Raw genomic sequence first — 25,980 nt, 5'->3', positions numbered from 1 at the left:
GCCTCTGCCGCCGTTGGCATGAGGGTTGGGCCGGTCCTGATCGGATGCTGTTACATCCGGTCGCCCTGAAGAGGTGCGACTCTGCAGGGCAACCCTCACCTTGGTTGTCAGCAACAGGCCGCGTCGTTTTGATGCGGCCTGTTGGCGTTGGAACGCCGTGCCCTGCACAGCAAATTGTCCGGTGTGATGATGCGGGCCGGGTGCTCCGCGAAGTAGTCCCACAAGGTCGGGGTGGCGTCGAAACGCCGAAGCAGTTCGTGCAGGCGGGCCATGTGGCGCTTGCCCCACGGGGCCGGGTACTGCCACTCGTACCCCCCGGAGTTGAAGCGCACGTACTTCACCGGCATGCCCTCCCACAGGGTACGGAAGGCAAGCACCGTCTGCATAACGTCCGGCTGGAGGCCGCACGAGGATGCAGGAGCCGATGCTGCGGCAGCCGCCGGGGAGGGAATGGGTGCGGGTGCAGTCGCACACGGGGCAACGGCGGGTGCGGAGGACGCTGTGGGAGCCTGCTCGACAGACGAAAGCTGCTCCGCGCCCCGAGCCTTGGCATGTTCCATGGCCAGCACCGGAGGCAACCCGGCAAGAATCCACGCCCGCAGGTCCTCGCCCTGCTTGAAGGCGTCGCCGGGGTCCTTTCCAGCAGGAACGGGCCACCGCTTGGCCTGCGGGTAGGTCTCGCGCCACCACGCCCAGCCGTCTGCCCCCGGGCCGTCGTAGTCCAGTGCAACGAGGATGGATGCTGCGGATTGCAACGCTGTGTGGGCTGTGGCGTCAGGACGGCCCCGGTTTGTCAGCACGGCCAGCGCACCGACAAGGTCGCCAGCGGCATGACGCACGAGCATGGCGTCCAGTTCGGCCTCGACCACGACCACCGCACGAGGAGCCTCGCCCAGCAGCATCGTGGTGCGCCCGCAACCGCCCTCGACGAGCATGTACTTGTCGCCCCACTGCTCCACATCGCCGTCGGGCCTGCGGATTCGGATACGCACCGGCGCGCCATCCTGCCCGGCAGGCCCGTAGGCCGGAATGATGATGCCGCGAGGGATGAACATGCTGGTTCTCGGCTTGCCGTCTTTGCCTTCCTTGGGCTGAAGACCCCACGCAGAGCGAGCGCGAAAGACGCCCTGCCGTCCCTGTTCCCCGGCGAGGTAGCCAAGGCGGTAGCGACGCACGGCGGCCTCTGGAAGGCCGCGTTCGGCAAGATAGGCCAGCGCCCGGGGAGTGCGCAGCAGGGCGGCATGGGCGTCTGCCACGAACTTGCCTGCCCGGGCTGACCAGATGTCACCCGGCAAGGCCGAGGGCTTCGGCTGGAAGCTGGCCTTGCGGATCGCCTTGGGCATGGCGGGCAGCCTGCCGGGTACGAAGGTCGTGCGCTCTATGCCGAGTTCCTTGCAGGCTTCGGCCCACTCAAGACGCTCGACCGTGAGCAGGTACTCGAGCACATCGCCGCCCTTCTGTTCCTGACGGCAGAACCATGTGCCGACCACTCCGGCCTTGGCGCAGGCAGGCCCGCCCGGCTGTTCAGGCCAGATGCGGAAGCGGTCACGCCCGCCGCACACCGGGCACGGGCTGGCGTACTCCTCGCCCCTGTCCCCCCTGCCGGTGGAGACCTTTCTGGGCTGCAGACCACGGGCAGCAAGTCTTTCAAGCAACGGCGCTCTCATTCGACTGAACCTCCCAATATCCCTGAAACCTCCCAGTTCATTTCTTTCTTTAACCTTATGTTTTTCCATAATAAGTTTAATGAATGGGAGCATGGGACATTTGACGTGGGCGATGCACACAACTCGCAATCATGCGCATGTGCGTGGCAAGATACCGCTGCGGACTCTCCCAAGCTCCAGACGCGACTATTCCTCCAATCATCACTGACCGTTGTGACTGCGCATCCGTCATTACGACTGGAGCTTTTGGGAGGTTTCCGTGCGGCCTAGTCAAAGAGCTTCTTCCTTTTGGCAGAGGATGCGTCAGACGAACTCGCATCCGTAGCCATCTCGTCTTCGACCTCGGGCAGAAGCGAGACGCCAAGGTAGACCATGCCGCCCGACTTCTTCTTGGGAATGCCCTTCTTGGCGAGGATGTCGCCAAGCCGCCGGGCGCTATACGAGTAGGAAGAGTCCACGTTCTTGTGCAGCCACCAGTTGAAGGCGTTGAGCAGCACCGTGGCGCTTGTCCGCGTGGCAGGTTCGATGCCCTCGACGACCTGCTCGATCTCGCAGCACTCGGTCAGGAAGCGGCCCACATCGTCGAAGGCTCTGCGCCGCTCGCGCGTACAGGCCAGCACCTCTTCAGGCGGGTTGAGTCCGACACGCTGGTACTCGAGGCACCCGCGCACCAGCCACGCGAGGATGCCGGGAAGCTCTTTCATCAGCTTGTGCTCCATCTGTGGATCACGGGGCCGTTCGTCAGGCGTGGTCGGATGATCCACGAAGCGGAGCTTCCACGGCACGGCGAGGGTGCGCGTCCAGAAGGCGTCGTCGTCGGCCTTGGCGCGCGGTATCTCGTTGGTCAGAAGGAACAGCAGATGCGTCTGCTTCCATGTGGTGTAGAGCTTGTCCTGAAGGCCCCGGGCCATGAGGTTGCTGCCGCCCGTCAGCCACTTGATCTTGGACATGGCGAACTTCTGGCCGTCCTCGGCTTCGGTGGCGAAGGCCATGCGCTTGCCGCGAAGGGCGAGCACGTCGGGCGAAGGCCCCGCGCTGCTTCGCGGCTGCTTGGTATCCAGCAACAGCGCCGTGTCGATGGTCGAGGCGAGGTCATCGCCAAGGATGGCGGTCAGGATCTTCAGAAGGGTGTCTTTACCGTTGCGCCCCCGCGCCCCGTAGAACACGAACCAGTAGTGATCATCCCTCGCTCCCATGATGCCGTAGCCGAACACGCGCTGCAGGAACGACACGATGGCCTCGTTCTCATGGCATGAGTACATGAACCGCTCGAACTGCGGGCACGGCGCGTCGATGCCGGGCCATTCGATGGGACAGGCGTTGAGCACATAGTCGTCAGGATGGCCGGGGCGGAACTCACCTGTCCGCAGATCGATGACCCCGTTCCGGCAGGCAAGCAGGAACGGCTGCTGGTCGAGTTCATCACCCGTGATGGCAAGGGGGTCGGCGATGGTGTGGGTACACCGGAGCAGCTGCTCGCGCCCGGACGGTGCCCGCAGGAAGCTGACACGCTTGAGCAGTTCCTCGCGCTTGCGCTCGAGCAGGGCCTTCTCGTCCCCCACGGCGTCGTCGGCTTGCTTCGACAGGCTCGAGACAGCACGGAGGTACGCTTCGCACACGGCCTCGACCGCAGCCTGTGAGGTCTCCATGATGTCCTCTTCCCAGTGGTGCCCGGCCCAGCGGATGAAGCGCCCCCAGCGTTTGACGTAGACGAACTTTCCCCGGTGCAACGCGTTGAAGAGCATGGCGTCGCCAACGCGATTGGCCTTCAGGCACTTCAGTATGAAGTCGTCACTGAGCGCGGGTACTTCATCCTTCGGGGCAACCGGGCGTGACGCCTCTTCATCTTTGACGCGGGCTGCCACTCTCGCGGCCATGTCCGCTGTGGTAGGCACAGACGGTGCCGCAGCACCGACTTCAGGCAACGCATCGCCGGTACGATCTTCATGCATGGCGGTACTCCATGAGCCCGCCCGTGCATGGTGCGACGCCCCTCAACGGGCGGGGTGCAGTGTTACGATTGTCTCTTGGCGTATGCAGCGAAGGTGTCGCACCCGCGCGGATTCCATTTTTCCACGCAATGCGTTCCACAGTTCGCGGCCAAATCGTGGGGTCGGCAGCAGCCGTAGGCTGGCCCCCATAGGGGAAGGACCCGCAGCTGCCAGAGGTGCGCGCAGGCTTATGGGAGATTTTGGTCAGCTTCTCCGGAGAGGGGGGGAAGGGGGCGCGGGGGACTGCGCCCGCCCGGAGGCCCGCGCAGCGGCGCGGGCTGAAGGATGCGGCCGAGCGTATCTTGCCCGACGCGCAGAGTTGGATGAATGGTACAGCCTTAATGAAGGGACGCTCGTCCGCCCCACATACGCAGTCCAAGGATTGAACAGCAATGATGTAAAGTGGAGTGTAAAGCTTGCCTCCGTATGCTACCCCCTTATGCCTCCGTTGAAAGTCTACGCGGCATCCAAATCCAGCCCACATTACGCGACGATACGTTACTTTACCGTGTTCATCGCGTGGGCCTTTTAAGCAGAGAGTCGCAGGTTCGAATCCTGCACGACCCACCAATGATAACAGAAAGTTACGAGTCACCGGTTGAACTGCTGGCAAGCAGGATTCACTCGGTGACTCACTTTTTGCCTGCCTCCCCCCTGCATGCACGCGCGAACGCTTTGACATTGCGTAGCGGACGAATTGGCACAGGAAAATACTGCAAAAAGCCCCCCATCTTCATGCGGGGGCTTCGTATTTGAGACCTACTCCTCAAGGCTTCAGACAGGTTCTTCCGGCTGGCCGCACACACAACGTCGAGACCGGTTCACACGGTATACGCCCACGGGCAACCCCGCAGAAGCCCGACGTCTCCACTCCTCATTACCGTACCCACATGCGTGGTGGAGGCCTCCTCATGCCAAGCGCAGGAGGGCCATTACGTGAACGACACTCCACGACGGGCCATGCCCACATGCCCAGCCCCTCCACGCCAGCACAGGCGCCTGAGGCCCACGTGACGAAGGCCTTGGCCTTTCAGCGCTCACTTCAGAAGAAAACCACGGGGAGAGACTTCGCTCGCGGGGACAAGCCGCCTTCAGGAGCACACAACCACACCGCATACGACCACACAGTGCTACACCAAGCACAGGAGTGCAGCGTGAACCGTCCAGCAATGGCACTGCACCGCCTGTAGTGAACAATGCATCATCCCTTGACGAGGCAGACGTCAAAGGTTCTACTGCCTCTCCGCGACGAGGCTGCCGTCACGCCTCTTCTCCCGTCTTGCACGCGGTCACCAAGGGCCGTGCGGGATTCCTCGCAAGCCTGCCCATCGCCCGCCCTCCGGCATGAAGGTACGTCTCTCCGATGGATCTCCTGACCACCACCCAGATCGATCTTTTCATGTGCCTCATGCTGCTGCTCACGCTGCTGGTGGCCTACTTCAAACTGGACAGGTGCAGGGCCGGACATGGGCTTCTGGTAGCCATCATCATCGTCATCATGGGACTTCTCGCCCTTGAAGTGACAAGTGTCGCAATCGATAGCCGTTTCAATCCCGAGGTCGCCGCCCATGACTGGCTGGTTCCCTGGGCCAGACTGGTCAATAGCCTCGGCTTCGCGCTTGTCCCCGTTCCGGGGCTGCTGCTCTGGTTCTTCGTCCACCGATGGACGGGCACCGCAATGCAGGGCTGGGCAATTGCTATCGGCGCATTCCCCGTCATCTGTAACATCATCCTGTCACTGTTGAGCTTCAACGGCGGCATCCTGTTCGAAATAGCTCCTGACAACAGGTATTCTCGCGGACCATGGTTCGCGCTCTCCCCCTTGGCCTTCTACTGCGGGCAGATGCTCACAGTGTTCTTCATCTTCAGACAGTTCAGGGAACTCAAAAGGGAAGAGACCATACTGCTGGCGGTCACCGCCGCGCTCCCGATGCTCATAGGCGCCATCCAGTTGGTGCACGCCACCATCCTGACCATCTGGAGCAGTTGGGCAATCTCTACCGTCATCCTCTTTGTGGGGGTGATGGTGTGCAACGCGGAGACCGACGAACTCACACGTCTCGATAACCGGACTGCCTTCCGCAACGCCATCCACGTGGCCCGCACCATGAATCCCCTTCGGCTGTGCGTCGCCATGATCGACATGGACGGACTCAAGGCCATCAACGACCGCTATGGACACCACGCCGGGGATGACGCCATTCGGACCCTCGCCGCCACGATGCGTCTCGTCTTCGACCGGAAGACGCGCCTGATGCGCCTTGGCGGTGACGAGTTCGCGGTCTTGGAATTCTCTGACGACCCTGCGGCCATCTACGAGAAGCTTTGCAACGTCGAAGAGCGTCTTGCGCAGCATAACGCCATGCCCTACCGTGTCGCGTTCAGCTACGGCCTGGCCTGTTCCCGCGAAGGGGAGCACCTCGACGACCTGCTCAAGCGCTGCGACAATCTCATGTACGAGCGCAAGAGAAACAAATACCGCAAGGCGTGACGTCCCGCACAGCACGCCGCGGACATCGCCATCCCGCTGCCCTGCCTTCCCCGTCTTGTCCATGGCGTCGCAGAGGCTTCAGCGAGCAACGTCTCACGACCAGAAAAGCCTTTTCGGCTGCCTGTCAGCGCCGGGCGATGGTTCCAGAGCCCACGCGAACATTCGCTGGCACGGTGCAGAAACACACGCCTCCCCCCCAGAATCACTATGCCCAAGGGCGGGCACCGCCCCTCGTTGCACCCTCCGGAGAGGTATAGGGAGCACTTTTTGCCACAGCGCATGTCGGCAGAGTTCTGTCATAGCCGCTCCCCGGCAACGTGCAGAAGCCATATGAAAAGCCCGCCGGACGGCAGTCCGGCGGGCTTGACGATGCAGACACCCCGCGCATGGCCACGCGGAGACCGGGCCACACCCGGCGCGTCTACTTTTCCTTCTTGAAGATGATGAGCGGGCAGTTCTTGCACACATCGGCACCGGGGAAACCGTCGCCGGGGCGGGTGATGGCGCTGGAACCGAGGTTGCGCTTCCGCTCAAGCAGGCGTTCCACAGTGGCTTCGATATGCTCACCGGGGATCATGAAGTTGATTTCGCCACGCTCGGTCTTGCCTGCGTTGTAGCTGCCCGAACAGGCAGGAAGCATGTTGGCGGTCTTTTCGAGGAACGAGAACACCGTGCCGCCGCATGCGGAGGAGTTCATGGTCACGTTGGTGCGCAGGGGGTGCTGGTCCATGGCAGCCATGTAGTCCACGGCAAGGTGGTACGACTGCATGTTGTCACAGTAGAAATGCACCACCGAAGGAGCGACGATGGCATCGCCCAGCGGGCCTACGGCGATGGCCTTCACCGAGCCCATGTCGAGACGGGGCTTGGAGCGCACGAACTTCTCGGCCTGCTCGATGGAGCGCACGTACTTCATGTGGCTCTTGATTTCGTTGTCGTCGATGTCCTTCCAGCCGAAGGACACGAGCGCGTTGGAGCAGCCGAGGTCTTCACGGGTCGCCAGCACGGTCTGCCCCTTCATGCGGGCAGCCAGTTCCCACTGGCAGAAGGTCATGGGCTTCACAGGAACGTAGAACTCGGCCTTTTCCTTGAATGTGGCAAGTTCTTCATCATCGAAGAAGAACTTCACCGCAACAGGGTAATGGTAGAGGCGCAGTTCTTCCATAAGGGTCTGGTGCATTTCCTTGTAGCTCAGCGACATGGCTTCTCCTTCGGGCGAGGTATGATGCGGGGCTGCCCCGCGTTACGACAAACGGATGTGCCACCCATACCGAAGGCCGGAAGGCACGGCGACCGCCTCTAGCAGTCACGTCACGCCCTGACAAGGTTTGTCCTCCATGTGAAAAATCGCATATTCTGCACAAGCAGACACGGCTTTGGCATGTTTTTTTGTAATGTTATTGTGATTTTGTGAACAATGACTCAAAACTAATAAACACTCCACATAAGCCACTTAAATAGAAGCTTAAACCACAACGATCTCCATCATTACCCGCATGAAGGAATCTGTATGCCACTCCAACCGGCGAGGTAGGGATTCCCCCATAGGTAATGCCCACATATCCGGGAACATCACCTCTTATCCTGCCTGTCAGACTTGTGTTTGCCGACGCGTTCAGCAGCAGGGCTTCCTTCCATGCCACCTCGACCATAACGCATAGGCGTGGCAGCAGATTACAGACCAAGCCCGCCGCCTCTCGCCAACGTTTGTACGGCATTGCAATCAGCCATGATTTCACCACATTACCCCCTGTGGGCACCAGAACATCCCGCGCCAGAAACGATGTGTGAATACAGCATTTTACATGCCACGCCATGAGGGTTGCCCCCCATTGTGAAGGGGGTGCGCCGAGCCTATTGAGTAGGGCACGAGACACGAAAGGCATGACAGAGGGGGGCGGGGGCCACCATCAGCACGAGCAGCCCTGCTCGCAAGGAGCTTCACGTGTTCAGACGCATGACCATCGGCCAGCGCATCATGGCGGGATTCTGCGTTGCCCTTATCACCCTCATGGGCTTCGGCGGCATGACCCTTCTCGCCTTTTCGCGCATCGACACCGCCGCACACTCCGTTGGCACCATCTACCTGCCCAGCATGACAGCCATTGGCGACATGCAGGGGAACCTCGCCCGCATGCGCGTCCGACAACTGCGCTATCTCGCGGCGGAAGCCCCGGAGGCACTGGCGGAAGGGGAGAGGCTCATCGAATCGAGTCGCAAGGCCATTCAAAAGGCCATGACCGCCTATGAGAACCTGCCGGACATCAGCACCGACAAGGAGCGTGCGGCATGGGACGAGCTTACGAAGAGTTACGACGAATACACGAGGCTGAGCACGAAGCTCATGAGTCTCACGCGTGATGGCATGTACGAAGCCGCGCACACCTTCGAAAAGGAAACGTTGCGCCCGGTCTACAATGCCGTGGCGACCGCGGCTGACACGGTGCAGACAGAGAATGCAGCCGCCGCCAGCAGTGCGATGCTCGCCTGTACCACCCTTGTGACACAGGAACGCAGAACGGGCACCATCCTGATAGCTGTTGCCGTCCTCCTGTGCGCAGCAGCAGCCAGCGTCACCACCCGCGCCATATCACGCCCGGTACGCGACCTCACGGCCACGGCCCGCGCCGTGGCAGCTGGCGACTACGACCATAAGACCCATAACGACCATCTCTATGGCGGCGAATTGCAAGACCTGCTTCAAGCGGTGCGCGCCATGGTGGGGACCATCATGGCATCCATGCAGGATGCCACGGAAAAATCAGCCGAAGCCGCGAAAGAGGCCGAGGCGGCGCAGCATGCGTCCGAGGCCGCCGACGCGGCACGGGCCGAAGCCGAGGCCCAAAGCCGCAAACTGGCACAGGCTGTGGCAGACTTGCAGACCGTCATGGAGCGGCTTTCCAGTTCTTCGGAAGAACTGGCCGCACAGGTCGAGCAATCAAGCCGCGGTGCAGAGGAACAGGCAAGACGGGTCGCCGAGACCGCCACGGCCATCGAAGAGATGAACGCCACCGTGCTTGAAGTGGCGCGCAACGCCGAAGATGCGGCGCAACATGCCAATCAGGCACGCAAAGAGGCCGAACAAGGCGCAGACATCGTGAACGAGGTCGTGGCGGCCATGTCCGGAACATCCGCAAAGGCGGGTGAACTCAAGGAGGACATGGCGGGCCTCGAACAGCAGGCCATGGCCATCGGGCGCATCATGACCGTCATCTCCGACATCGCCGACCAGACGAACCTGCTGGCACTCAATGCCGCCATCGAAGCTGCCCGCGCAGGCGAGGCGGGGAGGGGCTTTGCCGTCGTCGCCGACGAGGTGCGCAAACTGGCGGAGAAGACCATGCATGCCACCCATGAGGTAGGGGCTGCCATCAAGGGCATTCAGACCGGGACCGAACTGAGCATCCATGCGGCGGACGATGTGGTGGGGCGCATCGGGACGCTTTCCCACAAGGTGCGCGCATCCGGCGAGGCGCTCAACCGCATCGTCGCGGCGGTACAGGCCGCCACGGGAGAGGTCTCGGGCATCGCCACGGCCTCGTCGCAGCAGTCCGCAGCCAGTGACGAGATTGCCCACTCCGTTGAGGACATCAACCGCATTTCGTCCGAGACGGCCGAAGCCATGCGCCAGTCGTCGATTGCAGTGACAGAACTGGCATCGCAGGCACAGAATCTTGAAGGACTCATCTCCCGCATGAACGCACGCGAAGCCTAGGGGTCGGGGGGCACGCCACACCGGTTCCGGCGTGCCCCCTCTCGGGCCATTCCCCGGCAGTGGGGCAGGCGCCATCACCTTCGGCTGTGCCATTGCCATATGTGGCCGAATCTGCGAAACCTCCCCCGTGAACGGGGACTTCCCCGAATTGCCCACGGAGGATGCACATGGCACGGTATTATATGCCCGCAGAGGGCGACAGCTACCTCAAGAAGGTATGGACGTGGGCGACCACAGGCAAACGCTTTCGCCCGTCATTCCCACGGACGATCGAGTTCCAGACCCTTTCGACCTGCAATGCGAAGTGCATCTTCTGCCCCCACAAGCATAGCCCGAAGGACATCCCGCACGGCAGGATGGACGACGCCCTCTTCCGCAAGATCGTCGACGAATGTGCCCGCCACTTCGTCGGTCGCGTCAGCCCCTACCTGACCAACGAACCCCTCATGGACAAGCGGATGCCCGAGATGCTGCGCTACATCCATGACAAGATGCCCTTCTTCACCAAGAGCAAGATCAACACCAACGCCGCCCTGCTCACCGAAGAGACGGGCGAGGCGCTCATCAGGGCGGGACTCACCCATCTGTGGATCAGTGTGAACGGCTATTCGCCTGAAACCTACCGCACCAGCATGGACCTCGACCTCGACCGCACACTGACCAACATCGATACGTTTCTCGCCACCAAGCGCAGACTGGGGGCGAAGAACCCCAAGGTCATCGTCACCACGGTGGAGACGAACATCGTCAAACCCGAGCTCGACTACGCCCGCAAGTACTGGAAGGAGCGCGACATCGTCTTCAAGGTGCACGCCATGGACAACCGCGCCGGGGCGGACTCGCTGACCTTCAAGGCATCGAAGCCGAAGCTCAAACGCAACTGCGACCTCTTCCTCAAGCAGGCGTACATCGTGGAGAACGGCGACATGATCATCTGCTGCCACGACTGGAAGCAGACGGTGAAGGTGGGCAACGTGGCCGAGACATCCATCAAGGAAGTCTGGAACTCCCGCTACTTCACCGACCTCATCCGCGACTACGTACGGGGCGACTATTCACGTCTTGGCATCTGCGCCAAGTGTTCGTCCTGACCTGACCTGCACGATACGGTTACACATGAACGCCGCCCCCGAAACGGGGCGGCGTTTTCTGTTTAGTCGAAATCGTCGGCCTCCGATGCGAGAGTCGGAAGCCCCCGCATGAAGAGGGCAGCCTCTCCCCGCGCATGCCCCTTTCCGGTCACCACCCGGCAACATTCCGTGACCATGTTGCCCCGGCACCGCCACTCTCCGCATAGTCGCACATGCTCCCGTGCCCGCGGGCGCAAACCGGGACAACGGGGCGGCTGAGGCTGACGCCCGCCCAACGCACCACCGCCACACAGGCACTCCCCATGGGACGACGGGCAAGGGGCGTACGCCACGCATCCACATGACACCATAACCGGGAAGACCCATGTCAGACCTCGCCCCGATTCTCCCCTCCGGCGTCAGTCTCGCCGCCCCCGTCATGCTCACCCTGCGGGTGGCGGGCCTTGCGACCTTCTTCTCGTTCTTCGCCGGGGTGGGGGCGGCATGGTTCGTGGCCCGCGGCCCTTTCAGGGGACGGGGCATCATCGACGCCCTGTGCGCCCTGCCGCTGGTGCTGCCGCCCACGGTACTCGGCTACTACCTCATCCTGCTGGTGGGACGCCGCGGCCTCATGGGGCCATGGCTTGCGGAGGCGGGCATCAACCTCATGTTCTCGTGGCAGGGGGCCGTGGTCGCCGCCACGGTGGTGGTCTTTCCGCTCATCTACAAGGCGGCGCGCGCCGCCCTCGAATCGGTCGACCATTCGCTTGAGCGTGCCGCACGGACATTGGGGGCGTCCGAGTGGAAGGTCTTCGTGCGGGTGTCGCTGCCCTTGGCATGGCGTGGCATCTTCGCGGGCACCATGCTGGCGTTCGCGCGGGGCATGGGCGAATTCGGCGCGACGCTCATGCTGGCTGGCAACCTGCCGGGCAGGACACAGACCCTCGCCCTTGCCATCTACGACGCCTTCCAGTCGGGCAACGACGCACAGGCCACCCTGCTGGTGGCTGTCACGTCGGTGCTATGCATGAGCGTGCTTCTGCTGGCCGAGAGGCTTGCGCACTGCGGCAGGAGGATGTGGTCATGATCGAGGTGCGCATTTCCAGAAAACTGGCGGGGTGCGGGCGTCCGTTCACGCTGCGGGCCGACTTCACCTCGAACGCGCGCCGGGTGGTGCTCTTCGGGCATTCCGGTTCGGGCAAGACGCTGACATTGCATTGCGTGGCGGGCCTCGCGCGGCCCGATGAGGGCGTCATCACCATCGACGGCAGAACGCTCTTCAACGCACAGGCCGACGGAAGTCCCCGCGTGGACATCCCGCCCCGCCGCCGCAATGTCGGTTACATGTTCCAGGACTACGCCCTGTTCCCGCATCTGACGGTACGTCGCAACGTGGGGTTCGGCATGGAACGCGGCCCATGGAGGCTGGGGCGTGAGGGACGCCAGCGGGTGGATGAACTTCTGAACTTCTTCGAAATCGGACACGTGGCAGACAGGTACCCGGCCGACATCTCCGGGGGGCAACGGCAGCGCGTGGCACTGGCAAGGGCCTTGGCCACATCCCCCTCGGTGCTGCTGCTGGACGAGCCCTTCTCGGCACTCGACCCGCTGCTGCGCCGCCGCATGCGTGATGAATTCGGGTCACTGCTCGAACGGTGCGGCGTGCCCGCCCTCATCATCACCCACGACCCCGACGATGTGGACGCCTTCGCCCAGACACTGGTCGTCTATGCCGAAGGGCGCACCCTGCCGCCGCTGGACTTCGCCACCGCGCGAAGCGGAATGCCCTCCACGGTGGAGATGCTGGAGGGGCTTCTGCTGGAGGGCGCGGTCATACCACGTTGAGAATGACCGAGAACGCCTTGAACAGCACTGTCACGGGCACACCCTCGGCGAGGGCGAGTTCACGCACGCACGCCCCGCTGACAAGCGCGCACAAGGTCGTCCCCTCGGGCAGGTCGACGACCACCTCGGCCGCTACGCCTCCGTCATGCACCCGCGCCACCACTCCGGCATAGCGGTTGCGCACGAGAGAACACCCGCCGCCCTTCACGACGTCCATACCGGCAGCGTCTTCGCCACGGGTGGCATCCGCCCCCGCCTGACATGCCGCCGCAAGGCACGGTGTCTCGCGGGATTCGTCTTCGCGGCACGCTGCGGGAGTGGCAGCCTGTGCCACCACCGGCGGGGCCACAGTCGGCTGGTCTGCTGACGCGTCCGTGCCGGTCTGGCCCATAAAAGGCTGGCCCGGCCCCGTCGCCCCCGTCCCTGCCGGGGCCAGCATCACCCACGGGGCCTTCACCGTGGCCGTGACGAGAGCCCCCGGTGCGATGTCGAGGCTGTGCCGACTCTCTTCGGTGATGATGGACACGACCCGCAAGCCTGAAGGGGTGAGCGTCTCCACCTCTACCAGAAAGCCGCTGCGCCGTACCGAGACGACCCGCCCCGTGAAGGCGTTGCGCGCACTCGTCCTCACCCGCGACTCCTTGCGCAGATAGTTGCGCAGGATGCGCCGTGCGTCGTCCTCGGAGAAGCGCAGGAGGTTGCCTGCAAGGCTCACCGACTGGTGCCCGAGCACCTGCTGCACCACCTTGAGGGGCACACCGCCCCGCAGGAGTTCGATGGCTCGCGAATGCCGCAGGACACGAGGCGAGAGATGGTCGCGGGGGATGCCGCAGCCCCCCGAACGCTCATAGAACCTGCGGCGCAGATAGCCGGGGTCGAGCCGCAGCACCTGTCCGCGCAGGGAGAACATCATGGGGTCGTCGAGCACCCGCAGCACCTCTGCCATGACCGGTTCAGGCAGCGGCACGTCTCGCGGCTGGACGCCCCGTACATGCAGAAGCGCGTGCCCCCTGTCCACGTCGGCCTCGTCGTCGATGCCAAGCACCTCCCCCAGACGCAACGCCCCGAAACGGAACAGCAGAAAGGCCAGCCAGAGTCTGCCTCGTGCGCGCCGTTGCGTTGCGTTGGAGGCGGCCCCGTACCACGCGCGGAACGATGACGTGAGGCGTTCCAGTTGCTCCGCAGTGAGATAGCGCACGTCATCGGGCACCTCGAAGGCGAGCGCCCCGCCTGTCGCCGCGCCATGCCGCCCTGCAACGGTGAGGCCAGGGTGTCCGGGCGCTACGCCATCCGCCGCGGCCACCTGCGCCTGCTTTCGCGGGGCACCATCGGCCTCCTGCCGGGCACGGGCCACCTCATCATCCGAGACTGCGACGTCTTTCATGGGGTCTCCGGTTGCTCAAGTATGAGGGTACGATGCCTCCACTCCTGCCCCAAGTCCAGCCGTGCGTGAATGCGGTCACGTTCGTCACCATGAGGGTGACCGGGTTGCCGGGTGCGATACGCAGGGCTAACGCTGCCATAATCGGGAGAGGAGTATCCACGCTTCCGGTCATGCATCATCCACCCGCATCCGCAAGGAGGCCCCATGTCCATGTCATCACGCTTCGCCTTCCTCCGCCGCTTCACACTCTGCAAAGCACTGCACAGAGGTGCCCTTGTGCTCTTCCTTGTGGCCGCGCTTCTGGGCATTCGCACCGGTGATGCGCTTGCCGGGAACATCACGGTCTCGGCGGCGGCAAGCCTCACCAACGCCTTCACCGAACTCAAGACGCTGTTCGAGAAGAAGACCGGCGACACGGTGACGACCAACTTCGCCGCCTCCAACCCGCTACTGCGCCAGATGCAGGAAGGCGCCCCCGTGGACGTGTTCGCCTCCGCCGACCAGGAGACCATGGACAAGGCCGCAGCAGGCGGACTGGTGGACAAGGCCACGCGCAAGGACTTCGCCACCAACGGCCTCGTGCTCATCGTGCCCGCAGCCTCGACGCTCAAGATTGCCGCAGCCTCCGACCTCAAGGCCGCCGAGGTGCGCCATATCGCCGTGGGCAACCCCGACTCCGTGCCGGCCGGGCGCTATGCGAGGGCCGCCCTCACTGCCGCCGGGCTGTGGGAGACCCTCACACCCAAGCTCATCGTGGCTGAAAGCGTCCGTCAGGCACTCGACTATGTGGCCCGAGGAGAGGTGGACGCCGGTTTCGTCTACGCCACCGATGCCGCCATCGCCCGCGACAAGGTTCGCGTCGCCGCCACCATGACCGGGCACAAGCCGGTCAGCTATCCCATCGCCGTGGCCACCGCCGCACGTGACGCGGAGACCGCGAAGCGCTTCGTCGCATTCGTCCTCTCCCCCGAAGGGCAGGCCGTGCTCGCCCGCTACGGATTCGGCAAGCCCTAGGCCCGACTCGCAAGTCAACGGGGAGTGCCGTACGGCACTCCCCCCACCCGCGCTCACGGGACTCGACGCAAAGGCCTGTATCTGGCAGTGTAACCTTCCGGTCACAATGCAGACCCGATGGCAGACCCGCACCAGAACACACCGAAGCCATGACGCCGAACCCGTTCTTCTCATCTTCCGGGCAACGCCCGCTGGTCATCGCCCACCGTGGTGCACGGGCGCACGCCCCCGAGAACACCCTTGCGGCGGCCCGCCTCGCCCACAACCACGGTGCCGACCTGTGGGAACTCGATGTCTGCCGCACACGCGACGGGGTTCTGGTCGTCATGCACGACGACACCTGCGCCCGCACCACCGACGCAAGACTCCACCCGGCCCTTGCCGGACGCGCCCCATGGCCCGTGCATGAACTCACCCTGGATGAGTTACGAGGCCTTGATGCCGGGTCGTGGTTCGTGGAAGGCGACCCCTTCGGTCGGATAGCCCTCGGTGAAGTGGGCCCCGGCATGTGCCGCGCGTACAAGGGTGAACCTGTCCCCACGCTGGCTGAAGCACTGGCGTTGACGCGTTCCCTGCGCTGGCGGGTGAACGTCGAAATCAAGGACCTTGCGGGCACACCCGGTGATGCGACGGTCGTGGACGAAGTGCTCTCACTGGTGGATGACCACGCCATGGCGGCATCGGTCCTGCTCTCCTCCTTCCGGCACGACTACATGCGGGAAGCCCATCGCAAGAGGCCGCACATCCCCACGGCACTTCTCATCGAATCCATCGGCGACAACGCGCCTCTCGCCCTGTGCCACGAGGCCGGGGCCGTGGCCCTGCACCCCCGCAGCACCCTCATGGATGACCACGCGCTTGGTGCCTGCATCGCCGCCGGACTTCACGTCAACGTGTGGACGGTGAACAGCCTGCGCGAGGTGGCGCGCCTCACCCGCATGGGCGTATCCGGCATCATCACCGACATCCCGGGCGAATGCCTCGCAGCCTTGCGGGCCCAGCGCCTGCGCACCGACACGCCCTTGCGTCCGTTCCCGCCCGCCCCGTAGACATCCTCCGGCAGCCTGCCGCCGTGCCTGTCACGTCTCCTCCGGCAGCACACCTCGCGCATAAACGGACAGCCCCAAACGACACCGCCAGCAGTCCCGGAAGCACCTGCGTCCACTCGTAGCGCAACGCATATGCCCTTGTTCTTGCACCAACATGACAGGGGGCGACAAACCTGTCCGCCTTCTGCTATGGCAAACCGTCACGCGACCACACGGTCGCCCCTCACGCACGCCACAATCACGCCCGGAGGTTCCATGCTCATCGGCCCGTACACGCACGACGCCTTCATGGAAGAGGCCCGCAAGTTCCACGGCTATCCCGCACCCGGCCTCATCATCGGCGGCTACATGGTGGAGATGGCGCGACGCGCCCTTCCCGAAGGCATCCTCTTCGACGCCATCAGCGAGACGGGCCAATGCCTGCCCGACGCCGTGCAGATGCTCACGCCCTGCACCATCGGCAACGGCTGGCTGCGCATCCGCAACTTCGGCCTCTACGCCCTCTCCCTTTTCGACAAGCACACCGGTGTGGGCGTGCGAGTGCACATCGACAGCCAGAAACTTGAGCGATTCCCTGAAATCAAGGCATGGTTCCTCAAGCTCAAACCCAAGCGTGAACAGGATACGGAACGCCTGCAGCAGGAGATTCGCGAGGCGGCCTTCGACCTGCTGACCCTGCGCCCCGTCACCATCCGACCCGATGCGCTGGGCCACGGCGGCAAGGGCGGCACCATCGTGGCATGTCCGCTGTGCGGCGAGTACCACCCCTCCGCATTCGGGGGCATCTGTCGTTCGTGTCAGGGTGAGTCGCCCTACGAGGTGGGCCCCGGCCTCTCCTTCCCCGGACAGCCCGAACTCAGGGCCGTGCCCGTCGAAGAGGCCGTGGGCAAGCACGCCCTGCATGACATGACGCGCATCGTGCCCGGAGAGAGCAAAGGGGCCGAGTTCGTGGCAGGACAGGAGCTTGGGGCGGGCGACGTATGCCGCTTGCAGATGATGGGACGCAACCGGGTATACGTCCGCGAAGAGACCGGCGACATGCAAGGGTGGGTGCATGAGGACGAGGCAGCCCGCGCCTTCGGCGAACTCATGCCCGGTGACGGCATCGAACCCGAAGGCCCCGTACGCGAAGGCAAGATCAACTTCCGCGCCACCCGTGACGGTGTGCTCGTGGTGGATACGCGCCGTCTGGAACAGTTCAACCTCGTGCCCGATGTCATGTGCGCCACCCGTCACACGCACGGTGTGGTGCTTGCGGGCACGCGCGTGGCAGGCACACGCGCCATCCCCCTCTATCTCTCCACGCTGAACCTCGCCAAGGCGACCACGTTGCTTGAAGGCGGCCCCCTCTTCAGCGTTGCCCCCATGCGCAAGGCGAAGGTCGGGGTTCTCGTCACGGGTACGGAGGTGTTCAGAGGCATCATCGAAGACAAGTTCGCCCCCATCATCACGCAGAAGGCCAACCAGCTGGGCTGTGACATGGCAGGGACGGTCATCGCACCCGACGACGCACCCCTCATCACGCGTGGCGTGCATGACCTTCTGGCAGCAGGCGCCGACCTCATCGTCACCACGGCGGGACTTTCCGTCGACCCCGACGACATGACACGCAAGGGCCTTCTCGACGCCGGACTGACCGAGATGCTGCATGGCGTACCCGTGCTGCCCGGCACCATGACCCTCATCGGGCGCATCGGCGGGGCGCAGGTCATCGGCGTACCGGCGTGCGCCCTCTTCTTCAAGACCACGGCCCTCGACCTGCTGCTGCCGCGGCTTCTCGCCGGGCTTTCCGTGACCCGTCTCGACCTTGCGCGGATGGGACATGGTGGGCTGTGCATGGAATGCCGTTCATGCAGCTTCCCCAAGTGTCCCTTCGGCCGGGGTTAACCACACCATCTTCCGTCCGGCCTGCGGGGCACTCCCGCGGGCCGGATTTCGCCGCCACATCTTATCTTGCGCCCGCACAGCGACCCGGCACAGGGCACCCCAGCCCGCCCCCGCACCCGGTCTCCCTGTCCGGGACGATGGCAGTCCGCATGGCCGACATGCACCGCCATCTACCCCTGTCGCCCGCAGTGGCTGACATGAACGCCGCCCGCATCCGGGACGGGCAGGATGTCCCGCCCGTGCTGCCGCACAGCACTGCCTCCCCTTTTTCCGATTATCATCCCCACCACGGCGATGCGTGGTACCATGTGGCTGAGGGCAGAACGTCCGACGCGTCCTGATGGTACGACGCACCCGCGTCCTGATGGGACGACGCACCACGCGCCCTCCGGCACCTCAGTCTACAGGGCCTCCAGTGGAGGATGACAAGAAACGAACGGGGTTTGTACGCATAAGAACAATCACCTTACAATAACATGTCTCATGTAGGACACTTTCTTGTGCAGGATGTGACGCATTTCGCAACCGCATGGAATCTTGCGGGACACAAGGGTCGGGGCTATGTGGTGCTACGCACCACATGATGATGTCCTGCGACACGCATCGGGCCACCACGCCCCGTGCGACCACTCCCGGCACGATGTCGGGCACACCGCGGAGGAGAGGATGGCAGAAAGACGTAGCGTGTACAGCGTATGCGGCATGTGCAGCGTACGCTGTCCCATCATGGTCGATGTTGAGGATGGCAAGGCCCGCTGGATACAGGGCAACCCGCACTCGGCCCTCAAGGGCGCACTCTGTGCCCGCGGGGCGGCCGGCATCGCGCTGGAGAACGACCCCGAACGCCCGCTGCGCCCCCTCATCCGGGTCGGTGCGCGCGGTGAGGGCAAGTGGCGCGAAGCCTCATGGGACGAGGCCCTCGACCATATCGCCAGCCGCCTGAAGATCGTCACCGCCGAACACGGGGGCCGCAGCATCCTGTGGTCAGACCGCGGGGGCCCGTTCATGGACCTGCATCAGGCCTTCGTGCGCGGTCTCGGGTCGCCCAACTACTGCAACCACGACGCCTCGTGCGCCCGCAACGTGCAGCACGCCTGCCGTTCCGTCACCGGCATGGGCCGCAAGGAGGTCGTGTACGACTTCCGCAACTGCAAGCACATCGTACTCCAGACCCGCAACATCCTCGAAGCCATCAACGTGGGTGAGGCCAACGCCGTCCTCGACGCCCTCGGCAACGGGTGCCGACTCAGCGTCATCGACATCAGGGCAACGGTCTCGTCCAGCAAGGCCCACGATTTCTTCATGGTACGCCCCGGCACGGACTACGCCTTCAACCTCGCCGTCATCAACGTGCTCATCGGTGAGAAGCTGTACGACGCGGCCTATGTCGAGCGACATGTCGACGGATTCGACGCCCTCAGCACCTTCGTCGCCCCCTACACCCCCGCATGGGCCGAAGGCGAGACCGGCATCGCCGCGGCTGCCATCACGGACTTCGCCCGCAAGCTGGCGGAGGCGGCACCGCACGTCGTCTGGCACCCGGGCTGGATGACCGCCCGCTACAACGATTCGTTCATGGTGTCGCGCACGGCCTACATCATCAACGCACTGATGGGCGCCATCGGTGCGAAGGGTGGCCTGCCGCTGGCCAACACGGCCAAGGACGTGGGGCGCAAGGGGCTGAAGAAGTTCGTCGACCTGCTGCCCAAACCCGACGAGAAGCGCGCCGATGGCGTGGGCTGGCGGCACACGCAGTTCGATGCGGGGCCCGGCATCGTCAACTTCGCCTACGACGCCATCGAAAGCGGCGACCCGTACCCGGTGAAGGCCTACATCTGCTACCGGCACGACCCGCTCATGGCCATGCCAGACCCGGATACCCTGCGCCGCAAACTCGACCACCTCGACCTGCTGGTGAGCGTCACCTTCTCGTGGTCTGACACCGCATGGTTCGCCGACGTGGTGCTGCCCCTGTCCACCTACCTCTCGCGCGAGTCCGTCGTCGCCCACAAGGGCGGACTCAAGCCGCAGTTCTTCGTCCGCAAGCGGGCGATGCAACCCGTGGCCGACTCAAGGGCCGAGTGGGAGATCATCAGCGGCCTTTCGCGCAGACTGGGCATCGACGCACTGGCCTTCGACTCCATCGAGGACATGTGGAACTACCAGCTTGACGGCACCGGGGTCTCCATCGCCGACTTCGACGCCAAAGGGTTCGTCGAACTTGCCGACAAGCCCCTCTACCGCGACATCGAAGGGTTCACCTTCCCCACGCCCAGCGGCAAGATTGAAATGGTCAGCGGCAAATGGGCCAAGGCGGGGCTGGACACGCTGCCCCCGTACGTCTCTCCGGCGCATCCGCCGCAAGACGGCTTCAGGGTCGCCTTCGGGCGATGCGCCCTGCACACGCAGGGGCACACCGTCAACAACCCGCTGCTGCATGAGCAGATGCCCGAGAACACCGCATGGATGCACCCCACACGCGCCGCCGCGCTGGGCATCGCCTGCGGCGACCTCGTAGAGGTCTTCTCTGCACGCGGCAGTGCGGGGATCATGCCTGTCACGGTCACCCCCTACGTCCATCCCGAGGCACTGTTCATGATTCACGGCTTCGGCCACCGCCTGCCCGTGGAGTCGCGTGCCTACGGACGCGGCGTGGCCGACCAGGACCTCATGCCGGGGGGCCTCTCGGTGTATGACAAGTCGGGCGGCTGCGTCTCGCTGCAAGAGCACTTCGTCACTGTCCGCAAAGCAGGGGTCAGGTAGGAGGACATCATGAGCAGATACTGTATCGTCACCGACCAGGACCGCTGCATCAGCTGCAAGGCGTGCGAGGTGCATTGCAAGGTCGCCAACAACGTCCCCGTCGGGGCGCGTCTGGGCATGCACATCGCCTCCGGACCGCACGACGTGGACGGCAGGCCCGACATCCGCACCATGTTCATGCCCTGCTTCCAGTGCGACGAACCGTGGTGCGTTCCCGTTTGCCCCACAGGGGCCATCGCCAAGCGCGAAAGCGACGGCATCGTCGCCATCGACGCGGACACGTGCGTCGGCTGCAAGGCGTGCATCACCGCCTGCCCGTGGCGCGTACCGCAATGGAACCCCGTCACCGAAAAGGCCGTCAAATGCGACCTGTGCCGCGACCGTCTCGACGCCGGGCTGCGACCCGCCTGCGTCACCGCCTGCACCACACACGCCCTTGAACTGGTTTCCGCAGAGGTGGGCGCATCCCTGCCCTGTACCGGCATCGACGCCGTGCGCAAGGTGGCGGCGCGCCCGGTGCCTGCCTCCATGCCCCCCGCCCCGAAAGGTCAGCGGCAGCCGCGCCTCGGTGATGTGGAGAAGGCCATCGCCGCAGGAGAGGTGCAGACCCTCGTAGTGCTGTGTCAGGCCCTCGACGACGCCCTGCCAACGCCGTACGAGGCAGGTTGCATCCCGCAGGGCATGGCCCTTTCGGACGCCCGCCTGCGCCCCGACCTCGGTGACGTGCCCCTGCCGCCACAGACCATGCTGCGCAAGGTGCGCTGCGCCCGTCGCTTTGCCGCCAAGTCGCTTCCGAAGTTCCTTGCCGCAGGACTGAAGGCCCTTCTCGTCTTCGCCTGCCCCCCGACGATGTGCGCCAGCCATGAGGACGGCAAAATCCCCGCCACGGGCCTCGCCGACCTCGCCCGGGCCTGTGCGGATGCCGGGGTGCGCCTTGTCGTGCACGAAGCCTGCCCAGCAGGCCCCGACGCCGTCCGCGATGCGGTGGCCGCCTTCAGCCGGCAGGCCTGATCCTGCCCATAGACCACCCCCGAGGCGTGCCCTGCACACCTCGGTCATTGTTCCCGCAACAACGCCCTCCCACAGGCGTAAGGCCCGCGACGATAGGCGTCGCGGGCCTTCTCTCTGCCGGACACGACGGCAGAGAACGGCGACGTGAGCAGGCAGGGTTCACCCCTGCCGACAGCGAACGGATGCCGTCTCCGGCAAGCCCCGCCAAGGGGGTTGCCATCCTGTCATGACCGCGACGATAGGCGTCGCGGGCCTTCTCTCTGCCGGACACGACGGCAGAGAACGGCGACGTGAGCAGGCAGGGTTCACCCCTACCGACAGCGAACGGATGCCGTCTCCGGCAAGCCCCGCCAAGGGGGTTGCCATCCTGTCATGACCGCGACGATAGGCGTCGCGGGCCTTCTCTCTGCCGGACACGACGACAGAGAGCGGCGACGTGAGCAGGCAGGGTTCACCCCTGCCGACAGCGAACGGATGCCGTCTCCAGCAAGCCCCGCTTTCGCCTCTTTTCCTCGGGCCCGCGACAGGATAGCCTTCCGCACTTTCGACCGAACACCTCGCACAAGGATGCTGCCGGATGTCCACCGCCTTCGACCACACCTTCGATACACTCATCGACCGCACCGGAACGGGCAGTCTCAAATGGGACGACATGGAGCGCATCTTCGGCCCTGTGCCGCAGAATGCCATTCCCCTATGGGTCGCGGACATGGACTTCCACGCCCCCGAAGCCGTGCAGAACGCGGTGAAGGACGTGGCGGCACAGGGCATCTACGGCTACCCGGCCGAATCCTCGGCACCTCGCGAGGCAGCGGCAACATGGCTGGCAGACCGCCACGGCTGGGCACCCGGCAAGGAGTCGCTCGTCACGGTGCCGGGCGTGGTGCCCGGAATGGCCCTGCTCATCCGCGAACTCACGGCCCCCGGCGACGGCGTGGCCGTGCAGCCGCCCGTCTACCCGCCCCTCTTCGATTGCGTGAGGGCTGCCGGTCGAAGGGTCGTCGAGAATCCGCTGGTTGAGACGGACGGACGATGGGGCATGGACCTTGGTGGGCTGGAGGGCATCTTCAAAGGCGGCGTTCGCCTGCTACTGCTGTGCAGCCCGCACAATCCCGTGGGCCGGGTCTGGACCCGCGACGAACTCTCCGCCCTTGCCGACCTGTGCCAGCGCTACGGAGTGATGGTTGTGGCAGACGAGATACACCACGACCTCGTCCTGCCGGGCCATACGCACACGGTCTTCGCCTCGCTGCCGCAATGCCAGCCGGACCGGGTCGTCACCTGTGTTTCGGCCAGCAAGAGTTTCAACCTCGGGGGTCTGCCCCACGCCTATGTCGTCGCCACAGACGGGGCACTACGCCAGCGAATCGCCCATGCCGTGGTCGGGCGCGGCCTCGCACACGGCGACCTCTTCGGGATGGTCGCGCAGGAGGCGGCCCACAGGCACGGCGCACCGTGGCTGGACGCCTTGCGGATGTACATCGCCGACAACGCCGCCATGTTGCAGGATAGACTGCACAGCCATCTCCCATGGGTGCGCATGGCAACGCTGGAAGGAACCTATCTGGCATGGCTCGACTGCAGGGCATCGGGCATGGACGAGACCACGATGATGCGTCGCCTCGTCGCCGCAGGTGTCGTGCCGAGTGGTGGCAGATTCTTCGGTACCGGAGGCGAAGGGCACCTGCGCGTCAACCTCGCCACGCCACGCACAAGACTTTCGGCGGCCATAGCCCGCATGATCGTAGGACTCGCCTGAGGCACGACACCCGTAGAGACACCCCAAGAGGAGCAACCACCGGACGTACACGACCGGGTGTGGCGGTTGCCTTCTGCGGCGCGGGTAGTCGCTCATACGCCGTTCAGCAGAGTCGTATGCCCATGACGTGCAGGGCCGGAACAAACGTCCCGGCCCTTTCCCGGATGTTCCCCGGAACACCCGCCCGTGCGCCCCGTCAGAGAATGCTCCTCCGAAGCGTGTTGCTGGCTATTTCGGTGTGCCATCTCCGTTGAAGTATGGCACATATTTCTTGTCCGTTCCCATGATATGTTGCTTCAGCCAGTTCTTCAGGAAGCGCATCATCTCCATGTCCAGCGTCACACGGCCGCTGCCCAGCGCCTCTTCGAATTGCGCGATGCGTTCGACGAACGCCCTGTGCTGCTTGAGGTGCGCCTGCATGTCCGGGTACCGCATGGACGTGTGCAGGACACCCTCTTCGTAGGTGAAGTGCTTTACGGTGTATTCGCGAAGCCTCCTGACGATGTCCTGCAGCACTGACCTGTCCGCCCCCGCCTTCATTGCGGCATAGACCTCGTTGATGAGGTCCACCAGCACCTTGTGCTGCGGGTCCACGTCTGCCACCCCTATGTTCAGCGCATCATCCCACTCGAACAGCTTGTCGCCGCCCCCGGCGAGACCGACACGGCCTTCGGCCATGGACTGCACCACCGTATCGAGTTCCTCCATGCGCGACCCGATGCCCTGCAACGCGCGTGTACACTGGCGCATACTCTCTGCGGTCTCGCCCGCCACCCGCGATATCTCGCCGATGGCCTCGCTGATGCTCTCAAGCCCCGCCGCCTGCTGTTCCGCCGCCGTGGCGATGGCGCCCACCTGCATCGACGTCTGTTCCACCACACCGACTATCTCGCCCATGGCGCCGCCCGCCCCCTCCGCAGCGGCCGCCGTACCTTCCATCTGGCGTCCCACCTCCTCGACACCCGCGATGCTCGTGCGCGCCTGACTCTGCATGGCCTGCACGGCGTCGCCCACCTCCTTGGTGGCACCCATGGTCTTCTCGGCGAGTTTGCGCACTTCGTCGGCTACCACGGCAAAGCCGCGCCCCGCCTCACCCGCACGGGCGGCCTCGATGGCGGCGTTGAGGGCAAGCAGGTTCGTCTGGTCGGCGATGTCGTTGATGACGTCCATGATGCGTCCGATGGCCTCGGCACGATGCCCGAGTTCACCCATGGTATCGCGCAACTCCAGTACCCTGCGCTGCATGGCGCTGATGGCATCCAGTGCCTCGCGCACCCGGTCGGCACCTGTTCCGGCAAGAGTGCGGGCACTTTCAGCCGACCGGGCCGCGCCACCGGAGTTGCGGGCCACCTCGACGGAGGCGACGTTCATCTCGTCCATGGCTTCCGAGACCTGCCCCATACGTGAATGGTGCACCTCGATGCCCCGGTTCACCCTCTCTATCCAGCCGTTCATCTCCTCGACGGCCCCGAAGACCCCTTCAGACACACCCCCAGCCCGTGACGCCGCATCCTTCATGCCCTTCATGAGGGCCGCCACCATGCGTTCCTGTTCCTCCGCACGGCGCAAGGGCTCCTCCAGCGCCCGTTTCTCTGCCCTCAACGCTTCAAGCTCACGCTCGGCGTTCTCAAGGGCCCTGTCCCGGTCGCGGTGCATGTCATCCACAGCCGCCCCCATGGCGGCAACCCCACGGGCCACGCCACGTCCGAGCGCCAGCCGCTCACCGTTGGGTTCGCGCGCGTAGGCCTCGACCATGGACAATGGCCTGAAGACCCGCCATTGCAGGAGAAACGCCGCCAGTACCACGCCCAAGAACGTCACGAAGAGCATGGCCCCTTCAAGCCGCGACATCCATCCGACGCGGCCTTCTATAGCCTTGTCGACGAGATTCTCGGCGCGTGCCGCTGCCTGTGAGAGGTCGGCCGTACGCCGAAGCATCTCTTCCGGTCGGGCGGCGGATTCCATGGCGACCTTGAGGCCCTGCACCTGTTCCGCCAACGAACCGAGAGAAGCGGCCAAATCGGGGTTCTCGCGCCCTTCATGAAGCCCACGCAGCGAAGCGCGCAGCGAGGAGACCTTCCGCTCAAGCGTCGCCACGCCCGCACCTTCACCCGCATCCTTGCCAGAACCATAGAACTGGACGAGACGGCTGCCTTCGGCACTGACCTGCATCAACCCTTCGGCCGCGGTTTCGCGTTGCGCGTGGTAGCGTTCGACCTGCACATGCAACAGCACCGTGCCAATGAGGGTCAGAACCAGAACGACAAAGGCAGCTGTGATGACTCTGGATCCTTTCATGATGCCTCCCCGGGGCGATGATGACTTTGTACAAGC

17 protein-coding genes are annotated in these 25,980 nt (G+C 64.4%); 12 read left to right on the top strand and 5 right to left on the bottom strand.

Annotation, left to right across the window (positions count from 1 at the left end):
• Positions 1-107 precede the first annotated feature (107 nt).
• Both DVU_RS00910 and DVU_RS00905 read right to left on the bottom strand, forming a co-directional pair.
• Positions 108-1,667, bottom strand: coding sequence for a primase-helicase zinc-binding domain-containing protein (locus tag DVU_RS00910; RefSeq protein WP_010937501.1), 1,560 nt, complete (start codon positions 1,665-1,667; stop codon positions 108-110).
• Positions 1,668-1,933: 266 nt separating this feature from the next.
• Entirely contained in the window at positions 1,934-3,619 is a 1,686-nt protein-coding gene (locus tag DVU_RS00905; RefSeq protein WP_010937499.1) for a DNA primase family protein, read from the bottom strand.
• 1,402 nt (positions 3,620-5,021) lie between these two features.
• On the opposite strand from DVU_RS00905, the gene DVU_RS00900 reads away from it, so the two are divergent.
• Positions 5,022-6,149 (top strand): GGDEF domain-containing protein, encoded by a 1,128-nt coding sequence (locus DVU_RS00900; RefSeq protein WP_014524198.1) that lies wholly within the window; start codon positions 5,022-5,024, stop codon positions 6,147-6,149.
• A gap of 421 nt (positions 6,150-6,570) precedes the next feature.
• Here DVU_RS00900 and DVU_RS00895 read toward each other — a convergent pair whose 3' ends face one another.
• Positions 6,571-7,350 carry a DUF169 domain-containing protein gene (locus tag DVU_RS00895; RefSeq protein ID WP_010937496.1) on the bottom strand — a complete coding sequence of 260 codons (780 nt, stop codon included), beginning with the start codon at positions 7,348-7,350 and terminating at the stop codon, positions 6,571-6,573.
• Positions 7,351-8,094: 744 nt separating this feature from the next.
• On the opposite strand from DVU_RS00895, the gene DVU_RS00890 reads away from it, so the two are divergent.
• The 4 genes from DVU_RS00890 (at position 8,095) to DVU_RS00875 (ending at position 12,779) form a co-directional block, all read left to right on the top strand.
• Positions 8,095-9,864, top strand: a complete 1,770-nt coding sequence (locus DVU_RS00890; protein ID WP_010937493.1) for a methyl-accepting chemotaxis protein — start codon at positions 8,095-8,097, stop codon at positions 9,862-9,864.
• 167 nt (positions 9,865-10,031) lie between these two features.
• Positions 10,032-10,955 (top strand): radical SAM/SPASM domain-containing protein, encoded by a 924-nt coding sequence (locus DVU_RS00885; RefSeq protein WP_010937492.1) that lies wholly within the window; start codon positions 10,032-10,034, stop codon positions 10,953-10,955.
• A 364-nt stretch (positions 10,956-11,319) separates the two neighbouring features.
• Positions 11,320-12,021, top strand: coding sequence for a molybdate ABC transporter permease subunit (gene modB / locus DVU_RS00880; RefSeq protein ID WP_010937491.1), 702 nt, complete (start codon positions 11,320-11,322; stop codon positions 12,019-12,021).
• Positions 12,018-12,779, top strand: coding sequence for an ATP-binding cassette domain-containing protein (locus tag DVU_RS00875; RefSeq protein WP_010937490.1), 762 nt, complete (start codon positions 12,018-12,020; stop codon positions 12,777-12,779). Before modB ends, DVU_RS00875 begins: the two co-directional genes overlap by 4 nt.
• Here DVU_RS00875 and DVU_RS00870 read toward each other — a convergent pair.
• Positions 12,766-14,163, bottom strand: a complete 1,398-nt coding sequence (locus tag DVU_RS00870; RefSeq protein WP_010937489.1) for a TOBE domain-containing protein — start codon at positions 14,161-14,163, stop codon at positions 12,766-12,768. The two genes, DVU_RS00875 and DVU_RS00870, sit on opposite strands and share 14 nt — an antisense overlap.
• A 204-nt stretch (positions 14,164-14,367) precedes the next feature.
• On the opposite strand from DVU_RS00870, the gene modA reads away from it, so the two are divergent.
• The 7 genes from modA to DVU_RS00835 all read left to right on the top strand — a co-directional run bounded on the left by modA (position 14,368) and on the right by DVU_RS00835 (position 23,646).
• Entirely contained in the window at positions 14,368-15,177 is an 810-nt protein-coding gene (gene modA / locus DVU_RS00865; RefSeq protein WP_010937488.1) for a molybdate ABC transporter substrate-binding protein, read from the top strand.
• 149 nt (positions 15,178-15,326) lie between these two features.
• Entirely contained in the window at positions 15,327-16,226 is a 900-nt protein-coding gene (locus tag DVU_RS00860; RefSeq protein WP_010937487.1) for a glycerophosphodiester phosphodiesterase, read from the top strand.
• A 255-nt stretch (positions 16,227-16,481) separates the two neighbouring features.
• Positions 16,482-18,113 carry an FmdE family protein gene (locus DVU_RS00855; protein ID WP_010937486.1) on the top strand — a complete coding sequence of 544 codons (1,632 nt, stop codon included), beginning with the start codon at positions 16,482-16,484 and terminating at the stop codon, positions 18,111-18,113.
• A gap of 561 nt (positions 18,114-18,674) precedes the next feature.
• A complete protein-coding gene (locus DVU_RS00850; RefSeq protein WP_010937484.1) occupies positions 18,675-20,876 on the top strand; it encodes a thiosulfate reductase in 2,202 nt (733 codons plus the stop codon).
• 9 nt (positions 20,877-20,885) lie between these two features.
• The gene (locus tag DVU_RS00845) at positions 20,886-21,887 is read left to right on the top strand and encodes a 4Fe-4S dicluster domain-containing protein (RefSeq protein WP_010937483.1); all 1,002 of its coding nucleotides are present in this window, start codon (positions 20,886-20,888) and stop codon (positions 21,885-21,887) included.
• 226 nt (positions 21,888-22,113) lie between these two features.
• On the top strand, positions 22,114-22,263 hold the full coding sequence (locus tag DVU_RS00840; protein ID WP_164561858.1) for a hypothetical protein: 150 nt from the start codon (positions 22,114-22,116) through the stop codon (positions 22,261-22,263).
• 201 nt (positions 22,264-22,464) lie between these two features.
• On the top strand, positions 22,465-23,646 hold the full coding sequence (locus DVU_RS00835; RefSeq protein ID WP_010937482.1) for a MalY/PatB family protein: 1,182 nt from the start codon (positions 22,465-22,467) through the stop codon (positions 23,644-23,646).
• 228 nt (positions 23,647-23,874) lie between these two features.
• On the opposite strand, the gene DVU_RS00830 is transcribed toward DVU_RS00835, so the two are convergent.
• Positions 23,875-25,944, bottom strand: a complete 2,070-nt coding sequence (locus tag DVU_RS00830; protein WP_010937481.1) for a bacteriohemerythrin — start codon at positions 25,942-25,944, stop codon at positions 23,875-23,877.
• Between the last annotated feature and the right edge of the window lie 36 nt (positions 25,945-25,980).

Origin of the sequence: Nitratidesulfovibrio vulgaris str. Hildenborough (genome assembly GCF_000195755.1) — a bacterium.
Classification (GTDB): Bacteria; Desulfobacterota; Desulfovibrionia; order Desulfovibrionales; family Desulfovibrionaceae; genus Nitratidesulfovibrio; species Nitratidesulfovibrio vulgaris.
This window is presented reverse-complemented; position numbering and strand designations above follow the sequence as displayed.